The sequence below is a fragment of the Alkalicoccus halolimnae genome (assembly GCF_008014775.2).
GTDB lineage: Bacteria > Bacillota > Bacilli > Bacillales > Salisediminibacteriaceae > Alkalicoccus > Alkalicoccus halolimnae.
This window is the reverse complement of record NZ_CP144914.1, coordinates 3,138,269-3,161,783: the sequence shown is the minus strand read 5'-3', so window position 1 is coordinate 3,161,783 and position 23,515 is coordinate 3,138,269. Positions and strand designations below refer to the sequence as shown.

Sequence of the window (23,515 nt, the reverse complement as noted above, 5' to 3'; positions counted from 1 at the left end):
CCAGAGAATAACTCTTCCTGAAAATTTTATTCTCGAAAAAGGTGAATATTTTAAATGCCTTCCCATCATCGGCTGGGAAGGCATTTAAATTTTACAGATGTACGGAGGGCAGGGCAGCGTTTACCTGTTATCAGTAAAGATTATATAAACCAATAACAGAAAGCATGATTTTGTATTTCCGGAAGCGTATAGTAAGCTGAATAAGAAAGCCTCGTTAAAAGGGGAAGATGATTCGGCAGACGCCGGGGCTTCCTGCTGTCGGCTGGAAGAGGCATTGTCCCTTTAAAATTAGTAACGTTAACAGATAACCATAAGGAGGAATGAGAAATGCCGGATGTACTTATTGTTGGAAGCTATATTACAGATTTAACAGCCCGCACAGCTGCGCTGCCGAAGCCGGGGGAAACGGTGATCGGCACGGACTTTCAGACCGGTCCCGGGGGGAAAGGAGGCAATCAGGCAGCAGCGGCGGCACGGCTTGGATCGGAAGTCGTATTTGTGACGAAAATAGGCAGGGATGCATTCGGAGAGCAGGCAAAGCATCACTTTATGAAAGAAGGCATTGCAGATACATATATTATAGAAACCGAGGAAGCCCCTACAGGAACGGCTTTAATCGCAGTTGATGATAAAGGGGAAAATATGATTGTCGTTACTCCGGGAGCGTGCGGCCATCTCTCCGCAGGCGAAGTGGAACAGGCAGAAAAAGTATTTGAGGAAGCCCCGGTTCTGCTGCTTCAGCTTGAGACGGGCATGGGGGCAGTAGAAAAAGCGGCAGAGCTTGCTTTCCGAAAAGGTGCAGAGATAATATTAAATCCGGCTCCTTACAGAGAGCTGCCTGACCGCCTCCTGCAGAAAGTAACTTATTTGACTCCGAACGAAACAGAAGCAGAGGAAATGACAGGCGTTGCCGTGACGGATAAAGATTCTGCCGAAAAAGCTGCGGCCATTCTTCTGAGCAGAGGGGTTTCTACCGTTATTATCACTCTCGGGAGAAAAGGCTGCTTTGTCATGAACAACTATGAAAAGTTTACTGTTTCTGGTGAACCTGTAAAAGCAGTGGATACAACAGGTGCGGGAGACGCTTTTAATGGAGCACTGGCTCATTTTATTTCCACGGGAATGGAACTTCATGAAGCATGCCTGCTGGCAAACAGAGCTGCCGCTGTTTCTGTAACGAGGACAGGGACAGCCCCCGCTATGGCAAGGCTTGAAGAATTAAAGCGGCTGTAACGGTAAGCGTTCTGCCGCATGGAAAACAAATGAGAGTAAAAAGCCTGTTATAACGAGGATAAGCAGGCTTTTTTTGAACGGGGGAGATTTGGCGTTATAACGGCAGTTAAAAATGATTTGGAATGAACGAAAGCTTTATTAATTATAAAGTGCTGCTAAAATGCGTGGAACTAACACGAGATTGGTAAAGAGTAACATCTGATAATTAATATCATTGTCCGGCATGCCTATATCCAGTTGAGTCTGTTCTGTCAGCTTTTCCAATACAGAAAAGAATGTAATGGAAAACTAAGAAAAAACTCGCTTTATTCACGGAAAAGTTTTTAACCTTAACAGCGTCAAATATAAAATTCTTTTTAGAGAACAAAAGTACGAAATAATAATGCCCCTTTTATTAATTAATTAGAAAACAATTAAATTACCAATTCATTAAGTATGATAGTCTTTATACCTAAAAATAAAAACATAAAAAACCTATAAATCCTTTATTTTCCTTATTTTAAAGTGTTTTTATCAAAAAATACAATAATAGTCTTAAATAACTGTTTTTATAATATTTCTTTATTTTCCGAAAATTTATGCATATCTTTTACCTTAACTGTGATATATTCTCAATAACAGACGTTGACAGACATTTTTTGGGTGTATTTTCTAAAGGAGGGTTTCTTTATGCAGGACAGGGCAGCGAACGAAGTGGGACAGTGGGAAACACTGATGCAGGAAGCAAAAATTCTCGGACTTCGGCCGGAAGAAGTAAGGGAATTTCTCATCAGTTACCGGGAAGAAAAAAGAGAGCAACAGAATTATTATTCTTAAAAGATAAAAATAGAAGGATCTCATGAGCTGATAAGGGCAGCTGATGAGGTCCTTTTCTTTTGAAAATGGCTTCCTTGAAAATAAAGCAGTTAAGTAATGAACGTGCGCTTTCGTTTCCATGGGGACGCTTTCCGGGCGGGCCTCCTTGGAAACAAAAATGGTATTCAAGATATAAAAGATGTTTTATTTCAAGGCTGTCTTGAAAAAAGAGAACCCCGAAATGAAGGGCAGCCTCCATCGGGGTTCTTTCTTAAAACATTTTTTTATTCAGAGTTTCTATTGAGGGTTGTATTGAATAGGTGAACCGGGCCCAAGATCGAGTCCCAGCAGCATCCATACGATAAGCATAATGGTCCAGAAAATCATGAAGATAATCGAATAAGGGAACATAACGGATATAAGAGTACCGATTCCCATTTTCTTATCGTATTTTTGAGCAAAGGCAATAATGATTGCGAAATACGTCATCAACGGGGTTATGATGTTTGTCGTCGAATCCGCAATACGGTAGGCCATCTGTGTCATCTCAGGAGAATAGCCGAGCTGCATCATGATCGGAACAAATACCGGCGCCATCATCGCCCATTTGGCAGAGGCACTGCCAATAAACAGGTTGATAAACCCTGCGACGACTATAAATCCAAGAATCAGCGGTATTCCGGTTAAGTTCATTGCTTCAAGTGCTTCTGCACCGTAAACTCCGAGAACGAGTCCCATATTCGATTCAGCAAAGTAGGCCACGAACTGACCGGCTGTAAAGGCAAGTACGATGAACATACCCATTGCGGCCATCGTATCTGAGAGCTGATTGGCCACATCTTTATCATTGCGGATATTTTTCGTTGCCAGGCCATAGGCCAGACCCGGCAGGAAGAAGAGAATAGCAATGATCGGCACGAGTGAATCCATAAACGGAGACTGCATAACAGCGCCGTCTTCTCCACGCAGGGCACCGCCTGCAGGAACGATTGTAAGTGCAAAGAGGACAACACCTGTGAGCAGGGAAATTCCTGCCCAGAGAAGGCCCTTTTTCTCTAAAGAAGTAAGGCCGTTTAATTCTTCACGGTAATCCCCTTTATATTCTCCAAGACGCGGCTCGACAATTCTTTCGGTAACCCAGGCACCGACGATCGTCAGCAAAAAGACGGAAGCAGCAATGAAGTAATAGTTCATTGCGATGTTCATGCCTTCCGCATAGGCAGGGTCAATAATGGCTGCGGCGGAAATCGTCAGTTCGCCGAGCATTGGGTCTGTCGCAGAAAGGAAAAGATTGGCACTGAATCCGGCCGATACTCCGGCAAAGGCCGCTGCGAGTCCAGCGAGCGGATGACGTCCGAGAGCAGCAAAAATTACAGCACCTAGTGGCGGCAGGACAACATAGCCGGCGTCAGAAGCGACACTCGACATAATCCCTGCAAAAACGAGACCTCCTGTAATAAGTACTTTCGGTACAGAAAGTACAAACCCGCGCAGACAGGCACTGATAAGCCCCGTACGCTCAGCAAGTCCAATTCCAAGCATAGTGGCAAGTACGACGCCAAGCGGGGCAAAGCCGATAAAGTTATCTACCATGGAGGTGAGAATATACTGAAGTCCTTCTGCATTCATCAGGTTGGTTACTTCAACAATCTCTCCCTCTTCGCCGGGGTGCTCCACGCGAATTCCAAGACTGGAAACGACGGCGGAAAGACCAATCACAACGAGTGATAATATTGCAAAAATCGTGACCGGGTGGGGAAGTCTGTTTCCCGTAACCTCGATCATATCCAAAAATTTCTGAAAAAACCCTTTACGCTTCTGCTGAACGGTCACGCTGATTACCTCCAATTTCAATCGTTCATAATAAACAACATTCTGAAAATTATGTACAAAAGTTATAATTAAAATGAACGGTATTTTATTTCTCAAATCAGTATAAAGGTATTTTACGATAATTTGAATACTCTTTTATGAATTTTTAATAGTGGCATAGTTCAGAGAATTCAAAAATTTTTTGCGGTCTTTATGGAAGGTTTTCCTAAGCTTTCTGTATTTATTTGTAAGGGAAATGTTAAAATGAACAGGAGAAGGTATTCGAGATTAAAACAGGGGTGGTGCGGCTTGAAACTTTGCAGCATGCGTTTGGAGGATGGGACGGACTGTACTAATGCTTCAGGGGCAAAAACTGGTCATGTCGGCTTTGGGTACTGCTACGAACACGATCACAGCCCTGCTGCCGAAAAACATCGCCTTCTCGTGAAAAAGGCCGTTACAGACCGTGATCCGGAAAGCCTGAAGCAGATGATCCAGCAAGAAAAGATTAACCCGGATATTTCAATGGCAGGGTATCCTACACTTTTAGTCTACCTTGCGTGTCTGGGGGAATCCTTAATGGCCCAGGAGATGCTGCATAATGGCGCTGACATAAGGATATTTGACCGGCGGGCGCTCAGTGAGCGGCTGCTGTTAAAAATGATTGAGAATGGTGAAAGCGGACGGCTGCTTAGTTATGTAAGTCTGTATAAGGGGAAAGTTCCCTTTTTTGAAGCGGCGGCGTCAAATAACATGCTGCTCTGGTGGCAGCGCTACGGTCTGATGGTAAGCACAGCGGCTCTTGCTTTTCTGCTTATTTCCTACGTTACAGGCTACTGGATGGAATCTGGGATTATCCTGAACCTGACGGGGGTTCTGTGGTTTTTGAAGCTGTATTTTTCAGGACGAAAAAGAAGGGAGCTCCCTGATTACCACCTGCCGTTATGGACGTTTATTACCGGAGCATTCTTTGTCCTGTTCGCTGATGATATCGGGAATGTGCGCGACGGACTGTTTACTATAACTTTTCTGTTGTGCCTCGGTTATTTTCTTCTATGGATAAATGCGATTATAAGAAGGGAAGAAAGCCGTTACAGGCGGGGTGTTTTAGCCGTTACCTTTGCCATAATGGCGTTTATCTTCATTCAGGTATAAGCAGGTTCGAGGAGTTTAATCAAGGAAAATGGGTCAAAAACCGGCTTTAAAATAAGCTGTGGCAAAGTCTATTGTTGATAAATATAGGAAACTTCGCTTCAACTGACCTGCCGTGGAGGAGCTTTCCGGACGGACCTGCATCAGCTAATTCCACCCTCCCTTCCGTCGGGTGGAGTGGAGCTCGACCTTTTCCGAGGGAGTCGCCCCCATGTGACCTTCAGCTTACGGTAAAAAGACAGAGCAGAATCTGCCTTCTAATAACGAAGACCTCTTCCTGAAAATCATTCATACCACCTGTATAGATCGGAAGGTTCATTCCTATAGAAATCCTTTTTTATCTATTATGATGCAAGGTTTTTGCACGAGTGTCTCTGTTAAAGGCCGGTGTTTATAAATGTAGAAAAACTTGACTCCAACCCGGACTTGCTCTCCTATGAAAGCGGAACCGGCTGTCTGCAGAAGCAGAAACTAATAAAAGGGGGAATGGCTGTTCTTTTTTCACAGGAGCCAGGCCATTCCTCTTATTAAGCAAGGGCTGCATAGGCGAAAACCCCCTCTAACAGCTGTAGGCCGGAGGGGGTTTACTATATTACTATTTTATTAGCGGGAGCGGAGTGTTTCTTTTTTTGTACAGAGGTTAACCTTCCTTATGTCTGGATAAAGGCAGCTGGTATGATCACCCCTGGTTATAGGTCCATTCGGTCGGGCTGTCCTGCTGCGGGAAGTGGATCATTAACGTATATTCCTGAATATCTCCCTCATTAAAATCGAATGTCTCCGCGATTTCTTCTGTAATAACTTCCATATCACTGGCTGCATCAAAATGAAGATCTGCCAGCAGCTCTTCCATTTCTGATGCCGCTGCTTCTCCCTGGATATCAATTTCTTCGCTGTGGATCATTGCGTCCGCTTGTTCATCCGCTGACTGAGGGGGTGTGTAAGTAAAACTCCACTCACTTTCATCGACAAGCGTGATGTGAAGTTCAAATACACCAATTCCCTGCTGGAGAATGGAGTCGATTTCGTCTTCATCATTGGATACGGAATCACCGTTGAACGGTTCCGGATCGTTCTCGTTTCCATTCCCTATGTTCAGTTCCGGCTCCTCTGCTTGGGGAGTTTCTTCGTTATTGCTTTCTCCGCAAGCTCCTAAAAAAAACATGGAGGCTGTTAGACTAAGAGCTATTTTTTTCATTTTCTATCTCATCCTTTATTTCTGGCCTGTTAGCGTTCGTTGCTGCATAGTCCGGGGGAAAATACTTTAAAAGCCGGTTAACGCCAAGAAATGTGAGGCAGCAGGAAGCTTTAACGAAGCTTATTTTTATCTCTACTAAGAGAGCTTACCCCCGCCATGCAGACAATAAACGTAAAGTCAGAGGATTTTGTGGAGAAAATGATTCCTGTAGTCAGTTTCTGCAGAGATCTTCTATCAGCTTTTTCAGTACATGAACAGTCTGGGTGCAGTCATCCAGGGAAGACCATTCCTCCGGGGTATGGCTGACACCGTCTTTGCTTCTCGTAAAAAGCATTGCAATATCTGTTTTCTGCCCCATGACCATGGCGTCGTGACCAGCTCCGCTCGGAAGAAAAAATGGTTCCTGCTTTAACGTATCATACATTGCCTGTGCTGCTCTTTGCTGCATATCCCTGTTTACCTGCACGGGAGTGACGTTAATTTTTTCTTCTGTTGTAACTGTCACGCCTCTTGTGTCGGCTATTTTACCAGCAAGCAGAAGTACAGCCTCTTTTAACTTATCTCTGTTTCCTTCATGAATATCACGCAGATCCACAGTGAGGTTGACTTCACCCGGGATCACGTTCACGCCGTTCGGTGATACTTCCATTTTTCCGACGGTAGCGACAGAGGAACGGCTGATAAGAGGGGGAAGCTCTTCCACAGCCTGTACGAACTGACTGGCGGCGACAAGGGCATCTCTGCGGTCGTTCATCGGCGTGTTGCCGGCGTGCCCTGCTGTTCCGTGGAACCGGACGTTGAGCCAGCAGGGACCGGCAATTCCCTGGACGATACCTACCGGCAGGTCTTCCTTTTCGAGACGTTTGCCCTGTTCAATATGAACTTCGATAAAAGCTTCAATGGATCGGAAATCGCGTTCTGCACTGCGCATCGTATCAAAACTCAGTCCGTTTTCCTGAAGAACCTGGGAAAAAGTCTTACCATTTTCGTCGGTGAGCTTTTCTTTTACCTCCTGTTCCCAGAGGCCGGTCATTGCCTGGCTGCCTGTAAATCCACTGCGGAAACGTGCACCTTCTTCATCTGTAAATATGACGACTTCATATGATTTTTCCGGCTTAAAACCGGTATCTTTCCATGCCTGGGCTACTTCAAGAGCAGCAAGGACGCCGAGCGGGCCGTCAAAATGTCCGCCGTTCGGGACGCTGTCTAAATGGGAGCCGGAGATAATTGTCTGAGAAGAATTCCCTTCAAACCGGCCGATAATATTGCCAGCTCCATCTTTTCGAACTTGAAGCCCTGCCTTTTCCATCCATTCCCAGACCATTTCTTTGGCTTCGGTTTCTTCCGGCGTAAAAGCAAGCCGCCGGCTTCCTTCCTGCTTTGTCCTGCCGATGCGGGAAATAGCGTGAAGTCGTCTGGCAATTCGTTCTCCCTCGACTCCATTATAGGAAAGTTCTTTGTTATATGAGCGAACGAGTTTATCGTACATAGTCATCCTCCTTTAATTTGCATACCATATTATCTAAATTATAAAATAATTCAGCTTAATAAGATATACCGTTATTTACCACTTTGGGGGAAAGGTTAAATGTAGTTAAAATCGCAGCAAGAGAATGGAAATAAAAAAATCCCAGTAATTATATTAGCTGAACTTAAGTTTTAAGCTGCCTTGAAAATAAAGTAGAAAATCGGTGAACGTGCGCTTTCGTTTCCATGGGGACGCTTTCCGGGCGGACCGGCTTCAGCTAATTCCGCCCTCCCTTCCGTCGGACGGAATGGATCTTCCGCTCGTCCTTCATCGCCCCGGAGTCGCCCCATCTCCACTCCGGCTCACGGTAAAAAGATAGTGAAGTATCTTCCATCTAATAAAGAAAATCCTTTCTTGAACATCATTCATACTACTTTTACAGATGGGAAATTCCATTCCTGTAGAAGGGTTTTTCCTCCTTCACGGTGCAAGGCTTTTGCATAAGTGTATACCTTAAAAATAAGCTGCCTTGAAGATAAAGCAGATAAGCGATAGACGTAAGCTTTCGTTCCCACAGGGACGCTTTCCGGGCGGGCCGCCTCAATCGCCCCTAAATCATCCCATTCTTTCTCCGGCAGTTACAGAAACACATAAAAGGAGCCAAAGGAGCATAAAAACTTCTCCTTTGGCTGAGGGTGTTAAAACATTTGCTGATCTGTTATTTGTTATATGGCTCTTGAATACCGAACCACCCTTCAAATATTTTTCGCTAAAACAGCGAAGGCAGCAGAAGAACGGTGAATGGAAAGAAGGAAATAATTAATACGACAGCTACGCCTGCAAGAAAGTACGGAAGGACATCCATGACCGTTTCTTCTATTTTTACTTTGGCAATGAAGCAGGAAATGAAAAGCGTCGCGCCGACCGGCGGTGTGAACATACCGAGGGCGAAGGTGACGAGCATGATCATCGCAAAGTGCATCGGGTCCATGCCGATGATGTCAGTTGCAATCGGCATGAAAATCGGAATAAACAAAAATAAATTCGGGACAAGTTCCATAATCATTCCGGCTACGAGCATAATCGCCACAAGTACGAGCAGAAGTCCCCACGAAGGGAGGCCGAGTCCGGTGAGCGCATCGGAAATCATCCGTGGAATCCCTTCGGAAATGAGTACCCACGTAAAGATCATCGACGCACAGATTGTAACCATGACGATACTCGTCCCGTGGGCGGATTCTTTTAAAGACCTGACAATGTTATTCCAGTTCAGCGTTTTATAAACGAAAAGACCGAGCAGGAGCGCATAAACAACTGCAAGAGCGGCTGCTTCGGTCGCCGTTGCCACCCCGAAAATAATTGCACTGATTAATAGAAAAGGCAGCAGAAGGGCGAGGGAAGCTCTGCGTAGATTGGATAGAAATTCTTTTAGTGTCGGTTTTTTTTCACTTGGATAGCCCCGCTTCAATGCGATCAGAACGGTAGTTATTAAATAGGCAATTCCTATGAGAATGCCGGGAACGATGCCGGCAATAAACATTTCACCAACGGAAATGTCTGATCCGACAAGCCAGGCGATAATGATCATCGTCGAACTTGGGGGAATGATAATGCCGACAACGGAACTGGAAGCGTTGATCGAGGCCGCAAACTTGGCACTGTAACCCTTCTTTTTCATTTCCGGAATGAGCACGCTCCCGGTAGAAGCTGCATCAGCAATAGACGAACCGGATACGCCAGCCATTCCCATACTTGTGACAACGGAGACACAGCCGAGACCACCCGGGAGCTGGCGGACCATGGAATCAGCCACGCTGATAATGCGCTGGGCGATGTTGCCGTGGATCATCAGGTTTCCTGCCAGTATGAAAAAAGGGATCGCAAGAAAGGCGAAGGACTGGGTGTTGGAAAAGAACCGCTGTGTAAGCATTTCCAGAGGAATACCTGCTACGACAATATACATCAGAGCGGAAGCACCCATCGCAAAGGCGATCGGTATACCGAGAATAATTAATAGAAAAAAGCTAGCGATCATTATCCATATCAAGGTAGGCTTCCTCCTCTCCCGGCACGAGCATTTTGTTCGTGGAAATTAAATAAATTTGATAAATAAGTACAAGGCTGATGAAGATAAACGAAAAGACGACAGAAGAGGCAAGCCAGCCGCTTGAAATACGAAGCACCGGCATAACCTGGCCCGAAACATTGCCGACAAACTGCATGCTCGATACGATCATAAAGACAGAGAATATGAGCATGACCACTTTAGAAAACATGTACAGGCCTTTCTGCATAAAGTAGGGGAGCCTGTCCCGGAAATAGGAGACGGACAGATGGGCATCATCATGGGTTACGGCAATTGCAGCAACAAAAATCATCCACGGAAACAAAAGCTGGGTCATTTCATTGGAAAAAACGAGCGGTGTCTGGAAAACATAACGGCTCAGCACTTCGCTGAATACGACGACCGTCAGCACCGCCAGCAGAAACGAGGAAACTCCTTCAATATAACGCATGATGACGGCAACTTTTCCGCGCGGGGGGCGTTTTTCTTCCTGCGGCATGAGCTGGTGCCTCCTTCATTAAGCGAATAAGAGGCCTGCGTCGAAAGGCCTCTGTCTCCGCACTTATTGTAGTTCTTTACTGATCGTTCCGGTACTCTTCGAGGAAATCTCTCATATCCTGAATAATCTCAGCTCCCATGACATCTTCCACTTCGGTATAGACAGGTTCTACTGCTTCCTGGAAAGGAGGCAGATCCGGGTAAGTAACTTCTTCAAACTCGTCTTCGGCCCGTTCCAGTGCCGCTTCTTCTTCCGAAGCGATAAATTCGCGTGCTGCGTCCCGTCCGCGTTCCGAACCGTCGCGCACGATCTGCTGCAGTTCTTCATCAAGCCCGTTAAACAGTTCGTCGTCCATGATCATATAGGAATAGTAATACGTGTGATTCGTAATGGAAAGGTAATCCTGAACTTCCTGCATATTCTGGTCATAAATGCTGAGAAGCGGATTGAACTGTCCGTCAATAACACCCTGGGAGAGACCGCTGTAGATTTCCGTATAAGCCATCGTGGAAACGGAAGCTCCGAGAGCATTGAACGTTTCGATCAGGCTGACGTCGTTAGGGGAGCGGATCGTAAGCCCCTCAATGTCTTCCGGCTCTTCAATCGGACGGACATTATTTGTAATTTGTGCAAAGCCGATTTCCACATCGTTCAATGTGATAAAGCCGTTTTCTTCTCCCATAGCCTTCAAATCGTCTCCTACAGGGCCGTCAAGAACGGCATGGGCTTCGTCGAATCCTTCGGTAAGGAAGGGAAGGGATAAAGCGGCATATTCAGGAACGACGCCGGCCAGTTCATTGGCCCCGGGCAGCGCCATATCAAGAGCCCCCACCTGAACAGCTTCGATCATTTCCGGAGAAGTGGCATACGTTTCGTTCGGGAAAAACTCAATATCGATACGGCCGTCCGACTCTTCGTTTACATACTCGGCAAACGCTTTGGCTGCTTCTCCCTTGGAATCGTCATCCAGACCGGAGTTCCAGCCGAGCTGCCAGACGTGTTCAGCGTCTGCACTGTTATTTGATGCTTCGTCATTTTCCGGTTCCTCCGCGGCGTTATCTGTGCTGTTATTTGTTTCTTCGTTGTCTTGGGCAGCGTTGTTAGTTTCGCCGCTTTCGACTCCGCATGCACTGAGAAAAAGGAACACGGCGGCTCCTGCAGTTAAGCTGTACGTTTTTTTCATGATGCCCACTCCTCTTAAGTAGTTTATGGTTGAATCTATTTAACGTAACTAAGCGATTCGATCAGCTTTTTCAGGACATGAACGGTCTGAACACAGTCATCGAGCGACGACCATTCTTCGGGACTGTGGCTGATCCCGTCTTTACTTCTTGTGAAAAGCATTGCCACATCGGTTTTTCTTCCGATCATCATCGCGTCATGACCGGCACCGCTCGGAAGAAAAAATGGTTTTTTGCCGAGGACTTCTTCGGCTGCTCTGCCGGCTTTCTGCTGCATGTTTTGAGTTACTTGAACCGGCTGAACGTACATTACTTCCTTTGTATCTACTTGAATCCTCCGCTTTTCAGCTATTTTTTCAGCTAAAAGCAGCACGGAGTCGCGGAGCTTGTCCCGGGTCTCTTCGTGAATATCCCGGACGTCGACAGTCAGATAGACTTCTCCCGGAATAACGTTGACACCGTTCGGCTTTACGTCCAGTTTTCCGACTGTAGCGACGGAGGAAGGACTGATGAGCGGAGGCAGGTTTTCAACAGCACTGATAAACTGGCCGGCTGCAATGAGGGCATCCTCTCTGTCATCCATCGGTGTATTTCCAGCGTGGCCGGCATTTCCGTGAAAACTGATATTCAGCCAGGAAGGTCCTGCGATTCCTTCGACAATACCGGTCGGAAGGTTTTCTTTTTCCAGCCGCTTTCCCTGCTCAATGTGAACTTCCACAAAGGCTTCGATGTCGGAAAAGTCCCGTTCTGCTTCATGGAACGTCTGGAAACTCAGGTTATTATCTTTTAGAACACTCGTAAATGTTCTGCCAACAGCATCGGTGAGACTGCTTTTCTGTTCTTCGCTCCACTGACCGGTCATCGCCTGACTCCCGGTTAACCCGCTGTTAAAACGGGAGCCTTCTTCATCTGTGAAAATGATGACTTCATAGGATTTTTCAGGGTGAAAACCACTGTCTTTCCAGGCCTGGGCTACTTCAAGAGCAGCGAGCACGCCGAGCGGTCCGTCAAAATGGCCGCCATTCGGTACGCTGTCGAGGTGGGAGCCGGCCATGATCGTTTTGGATGAGCTGCTGCCGCCGAGCCTGCCGATAACATTGGCTGCACCGTCCTGCGTTACGGTTAAGCCGGCTTCTTCCATCCAGCCTTTGACAAGGTCTTTAGCCTGTTGTTCTTCGGGGGAAAACGAAATGCGGCGGCTTCCGTTATCTTCTGTCAGACCGATTTTAGAGAGAGCATCGAGCCTCGATGCCAGGCGTTCCCCGTCGACCCCGTTTTTAGTGAGGGAGGAATCGTAATGATCGAGTAATTTTTTGTACATAGCAGCCTCCTTCAACAGTTAGTTTTGTATGTTTTCTAAATTATAAGATAATTTCACATAATCAGATACAGCATTTATTCACAAACGTTCAGCATTATTTTTGTTTGAAATAGACAATGAGCAGTGCTGTTTCTCTATTTCTGTTGAAATGTGCATGTTGAACTTAATAATTAGTCTCCACTTCTGTAACCAGCCGCTTTTGTTTCCATGGGGGCGCAGGGTCGAGCGGGCTGTCCTCCTTTTCTGCTCTTCCTGCAAGAATGGTCTGCCGTTAAAAATGAGAACATCCTTCTCTCCTTCGATAGAGAAGACCGCTTTCGTGGTCATGCCTTCTATCTATATAAATAATATGGAGTTCAATTTATGTAGTTGAATCAATTTCATAAGTCGCTGTAAGAATGAGATTTCCGAACATGGTGAATGATTTCCACTTCAGACGGACGCTTTCCGCGGGGCTCGTCTTCAACTAATTCTTCCAGTGCTGTACACTGGAAGAATGGATTTTCAGACTTCGCTTATTCCCGCCGGAGTCGCTGTCTTACGTTTCAATCATCCGATTTCATAGACGAATATTTACACTGTAAATTGATAAAATGTTCGTTAAAAAAACTTGAAAAGTATGTTATGAAATTGATTCAGTTGTTTTATTTTTAAGGGGGTTTTTCTTTGAAGCGGGCGGTTATTTTCCTTTTAAATAGTGATAAATATATATGCCCAGCTGCATTTCGAAAGCCTTTTTTCCCTGAAGGACCGGCTGCTCAAAAAGAGAAGCAATAACCTGCAGCCTGTATTTTACAGTGTTGGGATGCACATACATCGCTTTAGCAGTACGGGTAATATTGTAAGTGGTTTCCAGATAGGTCTGCATCGTATTAAAAAGCATGGTGTCATGAGCCTTATCATATTGAAGAAGGGGGCCGATCGTATCGCTGACAAAATCCTCAAGTTCGTTCCATTCCGTATTTAAAAACAAACGCTGGATGCCGAGTTCGTAAAAGCTCACGAGCTTCTCTGACTGAGGGTTCGTCTGAATGTAATCCACGCATTTTTTCGCATCACGGTGGGAGGTCCTGATGTCACGCAGGTGTTTCACCGTCCGGCCGAGCCCTGCAGAAATAGAAAGGGCAAAGCGTTCCCGCGAACGATACTGAATAGTTCTGAAAAGAATTCCCAGTTCTTCATGCAGTTTTTTTTCACTTACGTCTTCCGGTGCAGCGAACAGAAAAGTCGTTTCCCTCGTTTGATCAAGGACAAATGCTTTGTAGCGGTAGGAGAAAACCTCACGGTAAATAAGCCGAAGCAGCTGATTTTTTTGTGCAGAAAGATTGTGAAAAGAAAGCATAGGATCATCAATTGCCATGTGCACAATGACGTACTGGCATTTTTCCGAAGAAAAAGCCGGAAGCTTTGCGATCTGATTCATCGAAAGTTCATTCCATTCACTGTGGAGAAGCTGGTCAAGGACATAGCCGGAATGCTTAAGGTCATTGAGAGCAGTGCGTTCCTGTCTCGCCATTTCGAGGGCGAATATAAGACTTGCCTGTTCGATAGCAAAGCGGTCGAGCGGGTCCAGCGTTTCGTGATCATGGAGGAGAATGGTTAAGTAGCCGATTGTGTAAGCATCTGATTTAATAGGGAAGTGCACGGCCTCCAGCGGTCTTTCATAGATAGAGGTGGAGGCGGAGGAGACGTGGTCTTCTGATATATAGTCGCGGATACTATCACCCAGCGATTCTAAGAGCTTTTCTGCATCTTTGCCTGTTTGATAGGAAGAAGGTTCAAGAAGGTCAAAAAATTCATTGTAAACAACGACTCCATGTTCAATTAGTTCAGCGAGGGTTTTCGTAATTTCCTTGACCCCGCCCTGGGAGATCGCAGCTTTAGACAGCTTCTCATGAATTTTCGTCGTCCGCTCGTTGCGTGAGAACAGTGTCGCATTTTCGATTGCAATCGTTGCCTGGGCACCGAATGTTTCCAGGAGTTTAAGATTCTGCTTATCAAACTTCGCGTTTTTTTCGTAAATGTCCACAGTCAGTACGCCGATACAGTCTCCTTTTGATATTAGAGGGACGGAAAGGGCACTTGTAGGCAGTTTATATTCTCCGAGCGAACGGGTGTAGGATTCCTTCGTCTCAGGACTGATGTTATTCATATGCTGAAACGTATCATCCTGCGAGAGGAAAATCTGGCCTTTCTTTGCGAGAAATGTGGAGCCGCTCATCCCTTCTCCCGGCGCGAGCCTTGCGTGTCGCAGATAAGTCATGTCAAAACCGACGGCGGCTTTTGCGTAAAGTTTATTAATTTTTTCGTCATATAAAAACAGGACACTGGCGTTTGCTCCATCAATGACATTCAGTACTTCTCTAATAAGCTGATGAAGAACTTCGTCCAAATCAAGGGTTGATGTCATGACGCGCGTGGAGCTGATCAGGCTGAGCAGTTTCTTTTCTGTATCCATGGGCGTTGTCCCCCTTTCTTAGTACTTAGATTATAGCTTAAAAATTCAGGGAGTAAAGCTGGTAATTAATGAGAAGAGCAGGTGTTTATTATTTCCTTTTTGATAGTGCGCGTGATAAATATTCTGGAAAACTCCGCTCTTAACCAAAGGCTGCCTTGAAAATAAAGGAGATAAGCAATGAACGGGCGCTTTCGTTTCCATAGGGACGCTTTCCGGGCCGGCCTCAGCTAATCCCTTCCACCCTCCGGTCGGGCGGGGTGGGGCTCGTCCTTGATCGCCCTGGAGCCGCCCCATGTCCTCTTCAGCTTACGGTAAAAAGCCAGAGCAGGAGCTGCCTTTTCATAGAAAAACCCCGTTCCTGAACATCATTGATTCCACCGGTATAAAGAAGAAGGTCCATTCCTATAGAAGACCATTTTCATGCTTCATGGTCCAAGGCTTTTTGCATGAGTGTCTCTGTTAAAGCTCTGTATTGTTTTTGGAGGCCCCTGCGGCAAACTTCCGACGGTAAGCGGAGGAAAAAATACAAGGAATAGAATAAATAGACCTCTATCTTTACTTTATCAACACGGTGAAAAGGCCTCCGGGACTTGTGTCCTGGAGGCCTTTTCTTCATGCCGGCATGTTCTGCAGTTCAATATATTATCAGAATTTATTTCATGATCCGGCAGACATCGTTAGTGAAGGCGACAGGGTCTTCTACAGAAAGACCTTCGATAAGTCGAGCCTGGTTGTACAGCAGGTTCGTATACAGGTCGAAAGTGGCTTCGTCGTTTTCTTCATGCGCCTTTTTCAAGGATTGAAAGACGTCATGCTGATGGTTAATTTCCAGCACTTTATCTGCTTCAACGCCCTGGTTCTCCGGCATTTGAGCGAGGATTTTTTCCATTTCAATCGTCACTTCACCTTCAGCAGTCAGGCACACCGGGTGTGACTTCAGACGTTTGGAAAGGCGGACGCCGTTTACTTTACTGCCAAGGATATTCTGCATTTTTTCGAACATTTCCTTGTGCTCACTGGCGGTTTCTTCGGATTCCTTTTTTTCTTCTTCCGATTCAAGGCCGAGATCCCCGCTGGAAACCGACTTGAATTCTTTGCCTTCGTATTCCCGCATCATTTTAATCGCAAATTCGTCAACTTCTTCAGTGAAGTAAAGCAGTTCATAGCCTTTGTCTTTGACGAGCTCTGTCTGAGGAAGCTTGTCGATACGATCGATTGATTCACCGGAAGCGTAGTAGATGTACTGCTGCTCCTCCGGCATGCGCTCCACATACTCGGCGAGACTTACTGGTTTTTTCTCGGCGGACGAGTGGAAAAGAAGCAGATCTTTTAAGTCATCCGCGTTTTGACCGAAGTCACTGTAAACACCGAACTTCAGCTGCCGTCCGAATGCCTGGAAGAATTTCTCGTAGTTTTCGCGGTCGTTTTTAAGCATCGTCTGCAGTTCTTTTTTCACTTTTGTTTTAATGTTTTTAGCGATCATTTTCAGCTGACGGTCATGCTGAAGCATTTCCCGGGAAATGTTCAGGGAAAGATCTTCGGAATCGACCATTCCTTTGACGAAGCTGAAGTAATCAGGGAGCAGGTCCGGACATTTTTCCATGATCAGTACGCCGCTGGAATAAAGCTCCAGCCCTTTTTCAAATTCCTTGGAATAAAAGTCGAAAGGCGTTGTTTCCGGAATGAACAGAATCGAGCTGTAGCGGATCGTTCCGTCAACATTAATGTGAATGTGCTTGAGCGGCTGATCGAAACCGTAATGTTTTTCGTGATAAAAATTCGTATAGTCTTCGTCTGAAAGCTCGGATTTATCTTTGCGCCAGATAGGAACCATGCTGTTGATGGTCTGTTCTTCCCCGACTTCTTCCGTTTCGCCGTTTTCTTCCTCAGCCGGCTTCTGCACAGTAACGTTCATCAGGATAGGATAGCGGATGAAGTCCGAGTACTTTTTGATGATGGACTGGAGGTTGTTCTCTTCAAGAAATTGATCGTAGGAATCCTCTTCTCCGTTTTCCTTCATATAAATAGTAATGGTTGTTCCTGCTTCCGTTTTCTCTCCGGGTTCGATCGTATACCCGTCAACGCCGTTGGACTCCCAGCGGAAGGCCTGATCGGAATCTGCTGATTTCGTATTAACAATAACGCGGTCAGCAACCATGAAGGCGGAATAGAAACCGACGCCGAACTGGCCGATAATATCGCGGCCGTCTTCCACTTCATTTTCTTTTTTGAAAGCGAGGGACCCGCTTTCTGCAATGGTGCCAAGGTTGCGTTCCAGCTCTTCCTCGGTCATGCCGATTCCGGTATCGGCGATCGTAAGCGTACGTGATTCTTTATCGGCAGAAACACGGATGTAGAAGTCTTCCTGGTTAAAGGCGAGTGTATCGTCTGTTAACGCCCGGTAGTACATTTTATCAATTGCGTCACTGGCATTGGAGATCAGTTCACGCAGAAAAATTTCTTTCTGGGAATAGATGGAGTTGACCATCATTTCCAGGAGTCTTTTCGATTCAGCTTTGAATTCTTTTTGTACCATAAAGGAAACCCCTTTTCTTTTGAAAATGTCGTTTATTAGCACTCTCTAGTTCGGAGTGCTAATCCATTTATTATTTTACTAAATTCATTGTGATTGTCAATTATAAGAGTGAATTTCTATATTCATATATGAATAATATAAGTGTTCATGAAAGTGGAAATATCGAAAATGGAGGATAATTGCTGAAAATGGACTTAGAAGCGGAATACAGACTTATAAACGATGTATTATAATACAATTATGCTACAGAATGAGGCTCAACCGGAAGATGATTCAGCTTCCGCACCCTTAACGCCTCTGTATCCATTGTCCAACCCCCTTTTTGCGAATGCAGCTCTGTCCAAGCTGCTTCGCGCCCTTACCGCTTTAAGCCGGCCCAGCTTAAAGCGGATTTTTTTATGTTCATTAGCCTCTTCTTCGGTAAATGGCTGTCTTCATTTTCCTGAAATGCTTTCCGGAGGGCCTGTTCTCAGCTGATTCTGTTCTATCAGCCAGCGGGCGGAGGAGACCACTGCTTTCTTTAGAGTTTTCCCCTGGCAATATGTATTTTTATCATTACAGCCCAGTGATGACACACTGAAAATTAAACTCTGCTATACTGGTTGAAAGATGTTTCAAAGATGTATACATTCAGGTTGGAGAACGTTTCCTGCTGCTTTTTCAGAAAATTTCGCCCCGTGCAGCAGAAACCTTCTTCCTCAGGAGCTGATAATGGAGCACTGCTTTATTTTCCGGAAAATATCTGAAGTGGAGGGAAGTCTTATGAAAAAAAGGATTGGTATAGATATAGGCGGGACAGCTATTAAAGCTGCACTTGTAGAGGAAGGCAGGGTGATTGATTTCAAGCGGGAAGAAACCCCTGCAGATGGAGAAACGGGAATCATGTTGATGAAAAAAATGGTTGAAGCATGGCTGGAGGTAACAGAAGAAATAGTTGGAGCTGCGGCTCCGGGGCCGCTGGATACAAAATCCGGAGTATTTCACGATCCCCCCAATCTTCCAGGATGGCACGGTTTTGCTTTAAGAGACAGGCTTAGTGAAGTGCTGGGAAGAGCGTGTCTTGTAGAAAACGATGCGAATGCCGCTGCTGCAGGAGAATTCACAGCAGGAGCTGGAAAAGGGTACGGGAGCATCGTCTATATTACGATCAGTACCGGTGTAGGGGCAGGGATCATCGTTGGAAACGCTCTGCTGTCGGGAGCTCAGTCCATTGCAGGAGAAGTTGGAAATCTTATTATTGCAGATCAGGGACCTTATCAGGAAGGGATGAATTCCGGCTCCTGGGAATCGCTTGCTTCCGGTACAGCACTCGGAAAAGCAGCCGAAGAAAAAGGGATTCACGGTGGGGCGGAAAAGCTTTTTACACTGTTAAAAGAAGGAGACCGTGATGCGGAAAGGATTTTCGAAATCTGGCTTGACTATACGGCCCGCGGGATTGCCAATGTAATACATACGATTAACCCGGAAGCGGTAATCCTCGGGGGAGGCGTGATGAACGAAGCAGACTTCATCATTCCCAGGCTGATGCCGGTTGTCCGTGAAAAAGTATATGCCAGTCTCCGGGAGCAGGTCGTCATTCTTCCTGCACTGCTTGGAGCGCACGTCGGGGTCGTAGGCGCTGCCGGACTGGGCAGCCTCTCCCGCATTTAAAAAAGATCTTATGACATTCCCGCTTTAATAAATGACAGCTTTCGTTTCCATGGGTACGCTGTCCGGGAGGAACGGCCTTGACGGCGCCTGGTTGGGAAGGCTGTCAAAGGGGGGATGATTCATGCTGTTAAAAGAGCAGCGGTTTGTATTTTTTCTGAGATCTAAAAAACACGAGGAGGAACCGGCTCGTGGAGAAGGAGACCGAAAGATTTCGCAGACGTCAGGCGCCTGAATATTTATTCCAAGGCAGAGTTGAAGCGAACTTTCCATCTAAATAACTCATAAAACAGCCTCTTAAAAAACAAAAATCCTTCCGCCCGTATAGGTCGAAAGGAGTGTGCGGAGAAAATTGCAGCTCCGCTCATTATAATGTATTCTATGAGGTTTGACTTGGTGCAGGAAAATCCTCATTCTCCAGAATTTCACGCAGTTTTGTACCTAAACCTACGCGCCCACCGAAGTTTTTAAGAAAAGGACTGACATACATATGACTTTCTCTTCCTTCTATGATACGCGGATCATCTTCGCGCACCCACTCAAATGATGGCTCATCCTGTTCACTCAGCAGGACGCCGGAATAATAAACCGTCTGATCTTCGGCAGTTCTGGCAATGTCCAGAATGACGAGAGTTCCCTGATAGGAATCTCCTCTAAATGATCGTAATCTCGCCAATGGATTCATTCCTTTCTTGAACGATTGTTCATGTTAATACAAAATCTATTGTATCACGTTATAGGTCGGGAGACAGGAAAAATGACCTGTCAAAAGATCGTATATTGTGTAAAAATGTGGGTCTTCTGCAATAGATAAATTAGGTGTGGTCATTGGAAAAGAGTTTAAAACAGGAAACAGTGGAAGAGCTTAACATGCTTCAGCTCTTCCACTGTTTTTATTATTCTTTCAGCTGTGTTAAAGTCTGTGGCTCTTACGCACATTTGGGGAAAACAAACTATATTTGACAAAAAAAGATAATTTCACCTTTAAACCTTCTATCGTTTAAGCCTGGGCCATCAGCTTTTTAAGTAGACTTATTTTCTGTCATCGTAATCCGGAAAGACAAGTTCCCCTTTTCGCGTAAGAACCAAGTCTGTTGTTGATAAACATAGAAAACTCCGTTTCGTTGTAATTTTCCAATACAGCAAGCCTTCTGGTTGAATCAAGAAGTGACCAAGGTGAAAACCAGGGCCAGGGCGGTTTTTCAAGGCGCCTGCGGAAGGCGCGCAGATCCTCCCGGACGCAAGGGAAAACGCATGCTTTCTCCGCGGCAGGCGAAAGAGCTGCAGGCACGCCAAAAACAACATGGAGCTTTAGCAGAGACACTCATGCAAAATCCTTGCACCATGAGGGATGAAAATGTCCTTCTATGAAATGGAGCTTTCCCTTTATACAAGTAGAATGAATAATGATCAAACGGGATCTTCGTTATTAGAAGGCAGACCCTGATCTGTATTTTTTGCCGTAAGCTGGAGTGGACATGGGGCGGCTCCGGGGCGATCAAGGACGAGCCCCACTCCGCCCGACGGAAGGGAGGACGGAATCAGCTGAGGCCGGCCCGCCCGGAAAGCGTCCCCATGGAAACGAAAGCGCACGTTCATCGATTCAATACTTTATTTTCAAGGCAGCCATTACGTAACATGTTCGTTAAAATAACTTGAAAAGTAAATTATGAAATTGAGTCAACTGCAGTCTCGGTGATCTGACGGTTTTCAGTCCAGGCGGCTTTTAACTGCGAGCCCGGCAGTTTCTTCTATTTTCTGAAGCAGATACGGTTCGGCCCCGGGTTCTTCTGCTGTCGATCCTGCTGAGAAAAAAGCTTTTTCTTCGGGAGAAGTAAGGACAACGACTTCAATACCTGCCGCTTCGGCTGTTTTTGTGACGAAACCTGTTAGATCTTGCGCAAATTCTGTTCGTCTTTCTCCTGTCAGAACAAGATCTGCTTCCTGCAGATGCTCTTCCAGATTATGCTGGGAAGCAGAGTAGGCAGCGGCGCTGTGGAGAGATGCTCCCATCGTAAGGAAGGCAAATCCTGTTCCGCCGGAGGCTCCCGCTCCGAGACTCTTTTTCAATTCGGTCCCATCTGGAAACAGACCGGCTGTACGATCCATCGCCCGTTCGAGAAACTCAATCACGCTTGACGTTTCTCCGGTCTGCATTCCAGTCATGGCTGCCGCTCCTTCAGAACCTGTGAGCGGCCCGCTCGTTTTTGTCAGCACTGTTATCGGAGGGGAGTGGAGATTATCAATCTTAACTTTTTCAACGGAGGAAATGTCTTTCGTACTAAGTCCGGTGATTCTATCCCCTGTTTCGTTAAAAAATTCTGCCCCGAGCACTTCGAGCATCCCGAAGCCCATATCGGCAGCTGAAGAATGGCCGAGGGATATGATAATTTCATCGGTATAATCAGAAGCATCAGAAATGACTTCTCCTAGTCCGCTGCTTGATGAATCGAGAAGCGGGCGGCTGTGAGCTGTTTCAGGCGCTTCTTCAAGTACGGACTCGGCATCGATATATGCTTTATGATCTTCCGTTATACAGTAGGAAAAGGTTTTTTTCTGTTTCTGGGGATCGTGAATAGAAATGGTCCTCCACGTGAAGTTTTGGTGGTAGAGAAGCGCTTCGCTGCTTCCAATACCTCCGTCCGCCATTGGAAGGACGATAATTTCCGATTCAGGTAAAGCATTGTGCACGCCTTTTTTCATCGCTTCTGCAGCAGAGGCCGCCAAAATGTATTTTGTAAAAGCTCCGGGTGCAATAACTATTTTCATGAGCGTTCCTCCTTAGGTCGTCTGTAGTAAGTTCATTATAGCTTAGATTAGTATAGAGTGTAGGGTTCGGTAATAGAAAATTCAAAATAAGACGGAATCTATCGTTTTTGAACTGATGGTCTGTTCAACGCTGCTGGACGTTCATTGGAGCTGTCCTATAAGTATAAGAGCGCGGCTTCGCGCGGACAAAAGCCTGTTAGACAAATTCCTGTCTAACAGGCTTTTTAACCGCTTGTCCGGCTCATCGCATGTTTTCCGACCGTCTCGATATATCTTTTGAGACAGCCTCTGGAAAAGGGTGAATAAAGACAGAAAGGAATGAGGGTGGTACAATGGAAATACTTTGCTTTAAGCAGAAGAGGAGGCTCTATACTAAATGAAATATGACGGTTCATATCATGAATTGAGAGAAGCGGCTGTTTCTGTGCTGCATCGTCTCAGTGAGATATTGAATATAAATACAGTTTATATTGCTGAAAATGATAAAGAACAGGTGAAAGTTGTTCACGCGTATAATCATAAATATACGTTAGTTGAGTCCGGCTATCAGGTCAGCTACGAAGATTCGTACTGACAGTATATCGAATGTAACGGCCGTGAGCCGTTCGTCGTTGAAAATTTACAAATACATCCGATAACAGGCGGAATGCAGGTGACTGAGAAACTTAATGCTTCTACGCTGCTCGGTGTTCCCATTTTAGTGCAGAGTGGAGAAGGCTACGGAACACTTTGTGCGCTTGACAGTGAGCCGAGAAAATTCACAGAAAATGAAATAAATTTGTTTTCTGTCATGGGCAGACTGCTCGGGTACGTCATAGATGTTGATATGGAGCGCCATAAAATGCAGACAGCTAATGTGCCGCTTGTGCCAATAGGTAAAGGAGTAATCATACTTCCGCTTACAGGTACGGTGACGGAAGAACGGGCAGAGGCGATTTTGAGCCGGGTACTTGCTTACTGTACGGAAGAAACGGCTGATTACATGATCATTGATGTTTCCGGTCTGGTGGAAAAAGAAGAAGCCATGACAGATAAGCTTCTTTATCTCGTCAATTGTCTGGAGCTTGTCGGGACTACTGCCATCATCATCGGTGTGAGGCCGGATCAGGCTGTTTCCCTTCATGCTCAGCAGATGATGGCTCACGAGATCGTTATTAAACCGTCTATGGAAGAGGCGCTGAACTGGGTTGGTTTGAAAGTCGAAAGAAAATAAATCAGTGTATATATAAGATGAAATTTATTTTTAGGACCGCTGCTGTACAAGCCTGCTTTCCTTTTCACGGGGACGATTGGGAAGTTATCAGCTAATTCCAGCCTCTTTCTTCCACGGGAAGATTTCCGCTTCGTTTTGATTTTCCAATACAGAAAGCCTGCTGGTTGA

The 23,515-nt window shown here is 45.8% G+C and carries 17 protein-coding genes; 6 read left to right on the top strand and 11 right to left on the bottom strand.

Annotated elements, in window-relative coordinates; translation table 11 throughout:
- Positions 1–327: 327 nt before the first annotated feature.
- The gene (gene rbsK, locus FTX54_RS14510; protein WP_147803743.1) at positions 328–1,233 is read left to right on the top strand and encodes a ribokinase; all 906 of its coding nucleotides are present in this window, start codon (positions 328–330) and stop codon (positions 1,231–1,233) included.
- 669 nt (positions 1,234–1,902) lie between these two features.
- The gene (locus FTX54_RS14505; protein ID WP_187254539.1) at positions 1,903–2,049 is read left to right on the top strand and encodes a hypothetical protein; all 147 of its coding nucleotides are present in this window, start codon (positions 1,903–1,905) and stop codon (positions 2,047–2,049) included.
- Positions 2,050–2,325: 276 nt separating this feature from the next.
- Here the strand turns inward: FTX54_RS14505 and FTX54_RS14500 are convergent, their stop codons facing one another.
- Complete coding sequence (locus FTX54_RS14500) at positions 2,326–3,813, bottom strand: AbgT family transporter (RefSeq protein ID WP_147803817.1); 1,488 nt, start codon at positions 3,811–3,813, stop codon at positions 2,326–2,328.
- Between the two features lie 336 nt (positions 3,814–4,149).
- Between FTX54_RS14500 and FTX54_RS14495 the strand changes: the two genes are divergently transcribed.
- Positions 4,150–4,995 (top strand): hypothetical protein, encoded by an 846-nt coding sequence (locus FTX54_RS14495; RefSeq protein ID WP_187254540.1) that lies wholly within the window; start codon positions 4,150–4,152, stop codon positions 4,993–4,995.
- Between the two features lie 676 nt (positions 4,996–5,671).
- Here FTX54_RS14495 and FTX54_RS14490 read toward each other — a convergent pair.
- The 8 genes from FTX54_RS14490 to htpG all read right to left on the bottom strand — a co-directional run bounded on the left by FTX54_RS14490 (position 5,672) and on the right by htpG (position 17,718).
- A complete protein-coding gene (locus FTX54_RS14490) occupies positions 5,672–6,190 on the bottom strand; it encodes a YusW family protein (RefSeq protein WP_147803745.1) in 519 nt (172 codons plus the stop codon).
- A 211-nt stretch (positions 6,191–6,401) separates the two neighbouring features.
- A complete protein-coding gene (locus tag FTX54_RS14485) occupies positions 6,402–7,679 on the bottom strand; it encodes a M20 family metallo-hydrolase (RefSeq protein WP_338484984.1) in 1,278 nt (425 codons plus the stop codon).
- Positions 7,680–8,427: 748 nt separating this feature from the next.
- Positions 8,428–9,705, bottom strand: coding sequence for a TRAP transporter large permease (locus FTX54_RS14480; protein WP_147803747.1), 1,278 nt, complete (start codon positions 9,703–9,705; stop codon positions 8,428–8,430).
- Positions 9,683–10,222: a TRAP transporter small permease gene (locus FTX54_RS14475; RefSeq protein WP_246125622.1), complete on the bottom strand. Its 540-nt coding sequence runs from the start codon at positions 10,220–10,222 to the stop codon at positions 9,683–9,685. Before FTX54_RS14475 ends, FTX54_RS14480 begins: the two co-directional genes overlap by 23 nt.
- A gap of 76 nt (positions 10,223–10,298) precedes the next feature.
- Positions 10,299–11,405 carry a TRAP transporter substrate-binding protein gene (locus tag FTX54_RS14470; RefSeq protein WP_147803748.1) on the bottom strand — a complete coding sequence of 369 codons (1,107 nt, stop codon included), beginning with the start codon at positions 11,403–11,405 and terminating at the stop codon, positions 10,299–10,301.
- Positions 11,406–11,440: 35 nt separating this feature from the next.
- Positions 11,441–12,724 (bottom strand): Zn-dependent hydrolase, encoded by a 1,284-nt coding sequence (locus FTX54_RS14465; RefSeq protein ID WP_147803749.1) that lies wholly within the window; start codon positions 12,722–12,724, stop codon positions 11,441–11,443.
- A 679-nt stretch (positions 12,725–13,403) separates the two neighbouring features.
- Positions 13,404–15,182: a helix-turn-helix domain-containing protein gene (locus tag FTX54_RS14460; RefSeq protein ID WP_147803750.1), complete on the bottom strand. Its 1,779-nt coding sequence runs from the start codon at positions 15,180–15,182 to the stop codon at positions 13,404–13,406.
- A gap of 652 nt (positions 15,183–15,834) precedes the next feature.
- Positions 15,835–17,718: a molecular chaperone HtpG gene (gene htpG / locus FTX54_RS14455; RefSeq protein ID WP_147803752.1), complete on the bottom strand. Its 1,884-nt coding sequence runs from the start codon at positions 17,716–17,718 to the stop codon at positions 15,835–15,837.
- Between the two features lie 762 nt (positions 17,719–18,480).
- Between htpG and FTX54_RS14450 the strand changes: the two genes are divergently transcribed.
- Positions 18,481–19,368, top strand: a complete 888-nt coding sequence (locus tag FTX54_RS14450) for an ROK family protein (protein ID WP_187254542.1) — start codon at positions 18,481–18,483, stop codon at positions 19,366–19,368.
- Between the two features lie 376 nt (positions 19,369–19,744).
- On the opposite strand, the gene FTX54_RS14445 is transcribed toward FTX54_RS14450, so the two are convergent.
- On the bottom strand, positions 19,745–20,041 hold the full coding sequence (locus FTX54_RS14445) for a hypothetical protein (protein WP_147803754.1): 297 nt from the start codon (positions 20,039–20,041) through the stop codon (positions 19,745–19,747).
- Positions 20,042–21,075: 1,034 nt separating this feature from the next.
- The gene (locus FTX54_RS14440; protein ID WP_147803755.1) at positions 21,076–22,134 is read right to left on the bottom strand and encodes a glycerate kinase; all 1,059 of its coding nucleotides are present in this window, start codon (positions 22,132–22,134) and stop codon (positions 21,076–21,078) included.
- 376 nt (positions 22,135–22,510) lie between these two features.
- On the opposite strand from FTX54_RS14440, the gene FTX54_RS14435 reads away from it, so the two are divergent.
- Positions 22,511–22,708 carry a hypothetical protein gene (locus tag FTX54_RS14435; RefSeq protein WP_147803756.1) on the top strand — a complete coding sequence of 66 codons (198 nt, stop codon included), beginning with the start codon at positions 22,511–22,513 and terminating at the stop codon, positions 22,706–22,708.
- A 6-nt stretch (positions 22,709–22,714) separates the two neighbouring features.
- A complete protein-coding gene (locus FTX54_RS14430) occupies positions 22,715–23,347 on the top strand; it encodes a GAF domain-containing protein (protein WP_147803757.1) in 633 nt (210 codons plus the stop codon).
- The last annotated feature ends 168 nt before the right edge of the window (positions 23,348–23,515 follow it).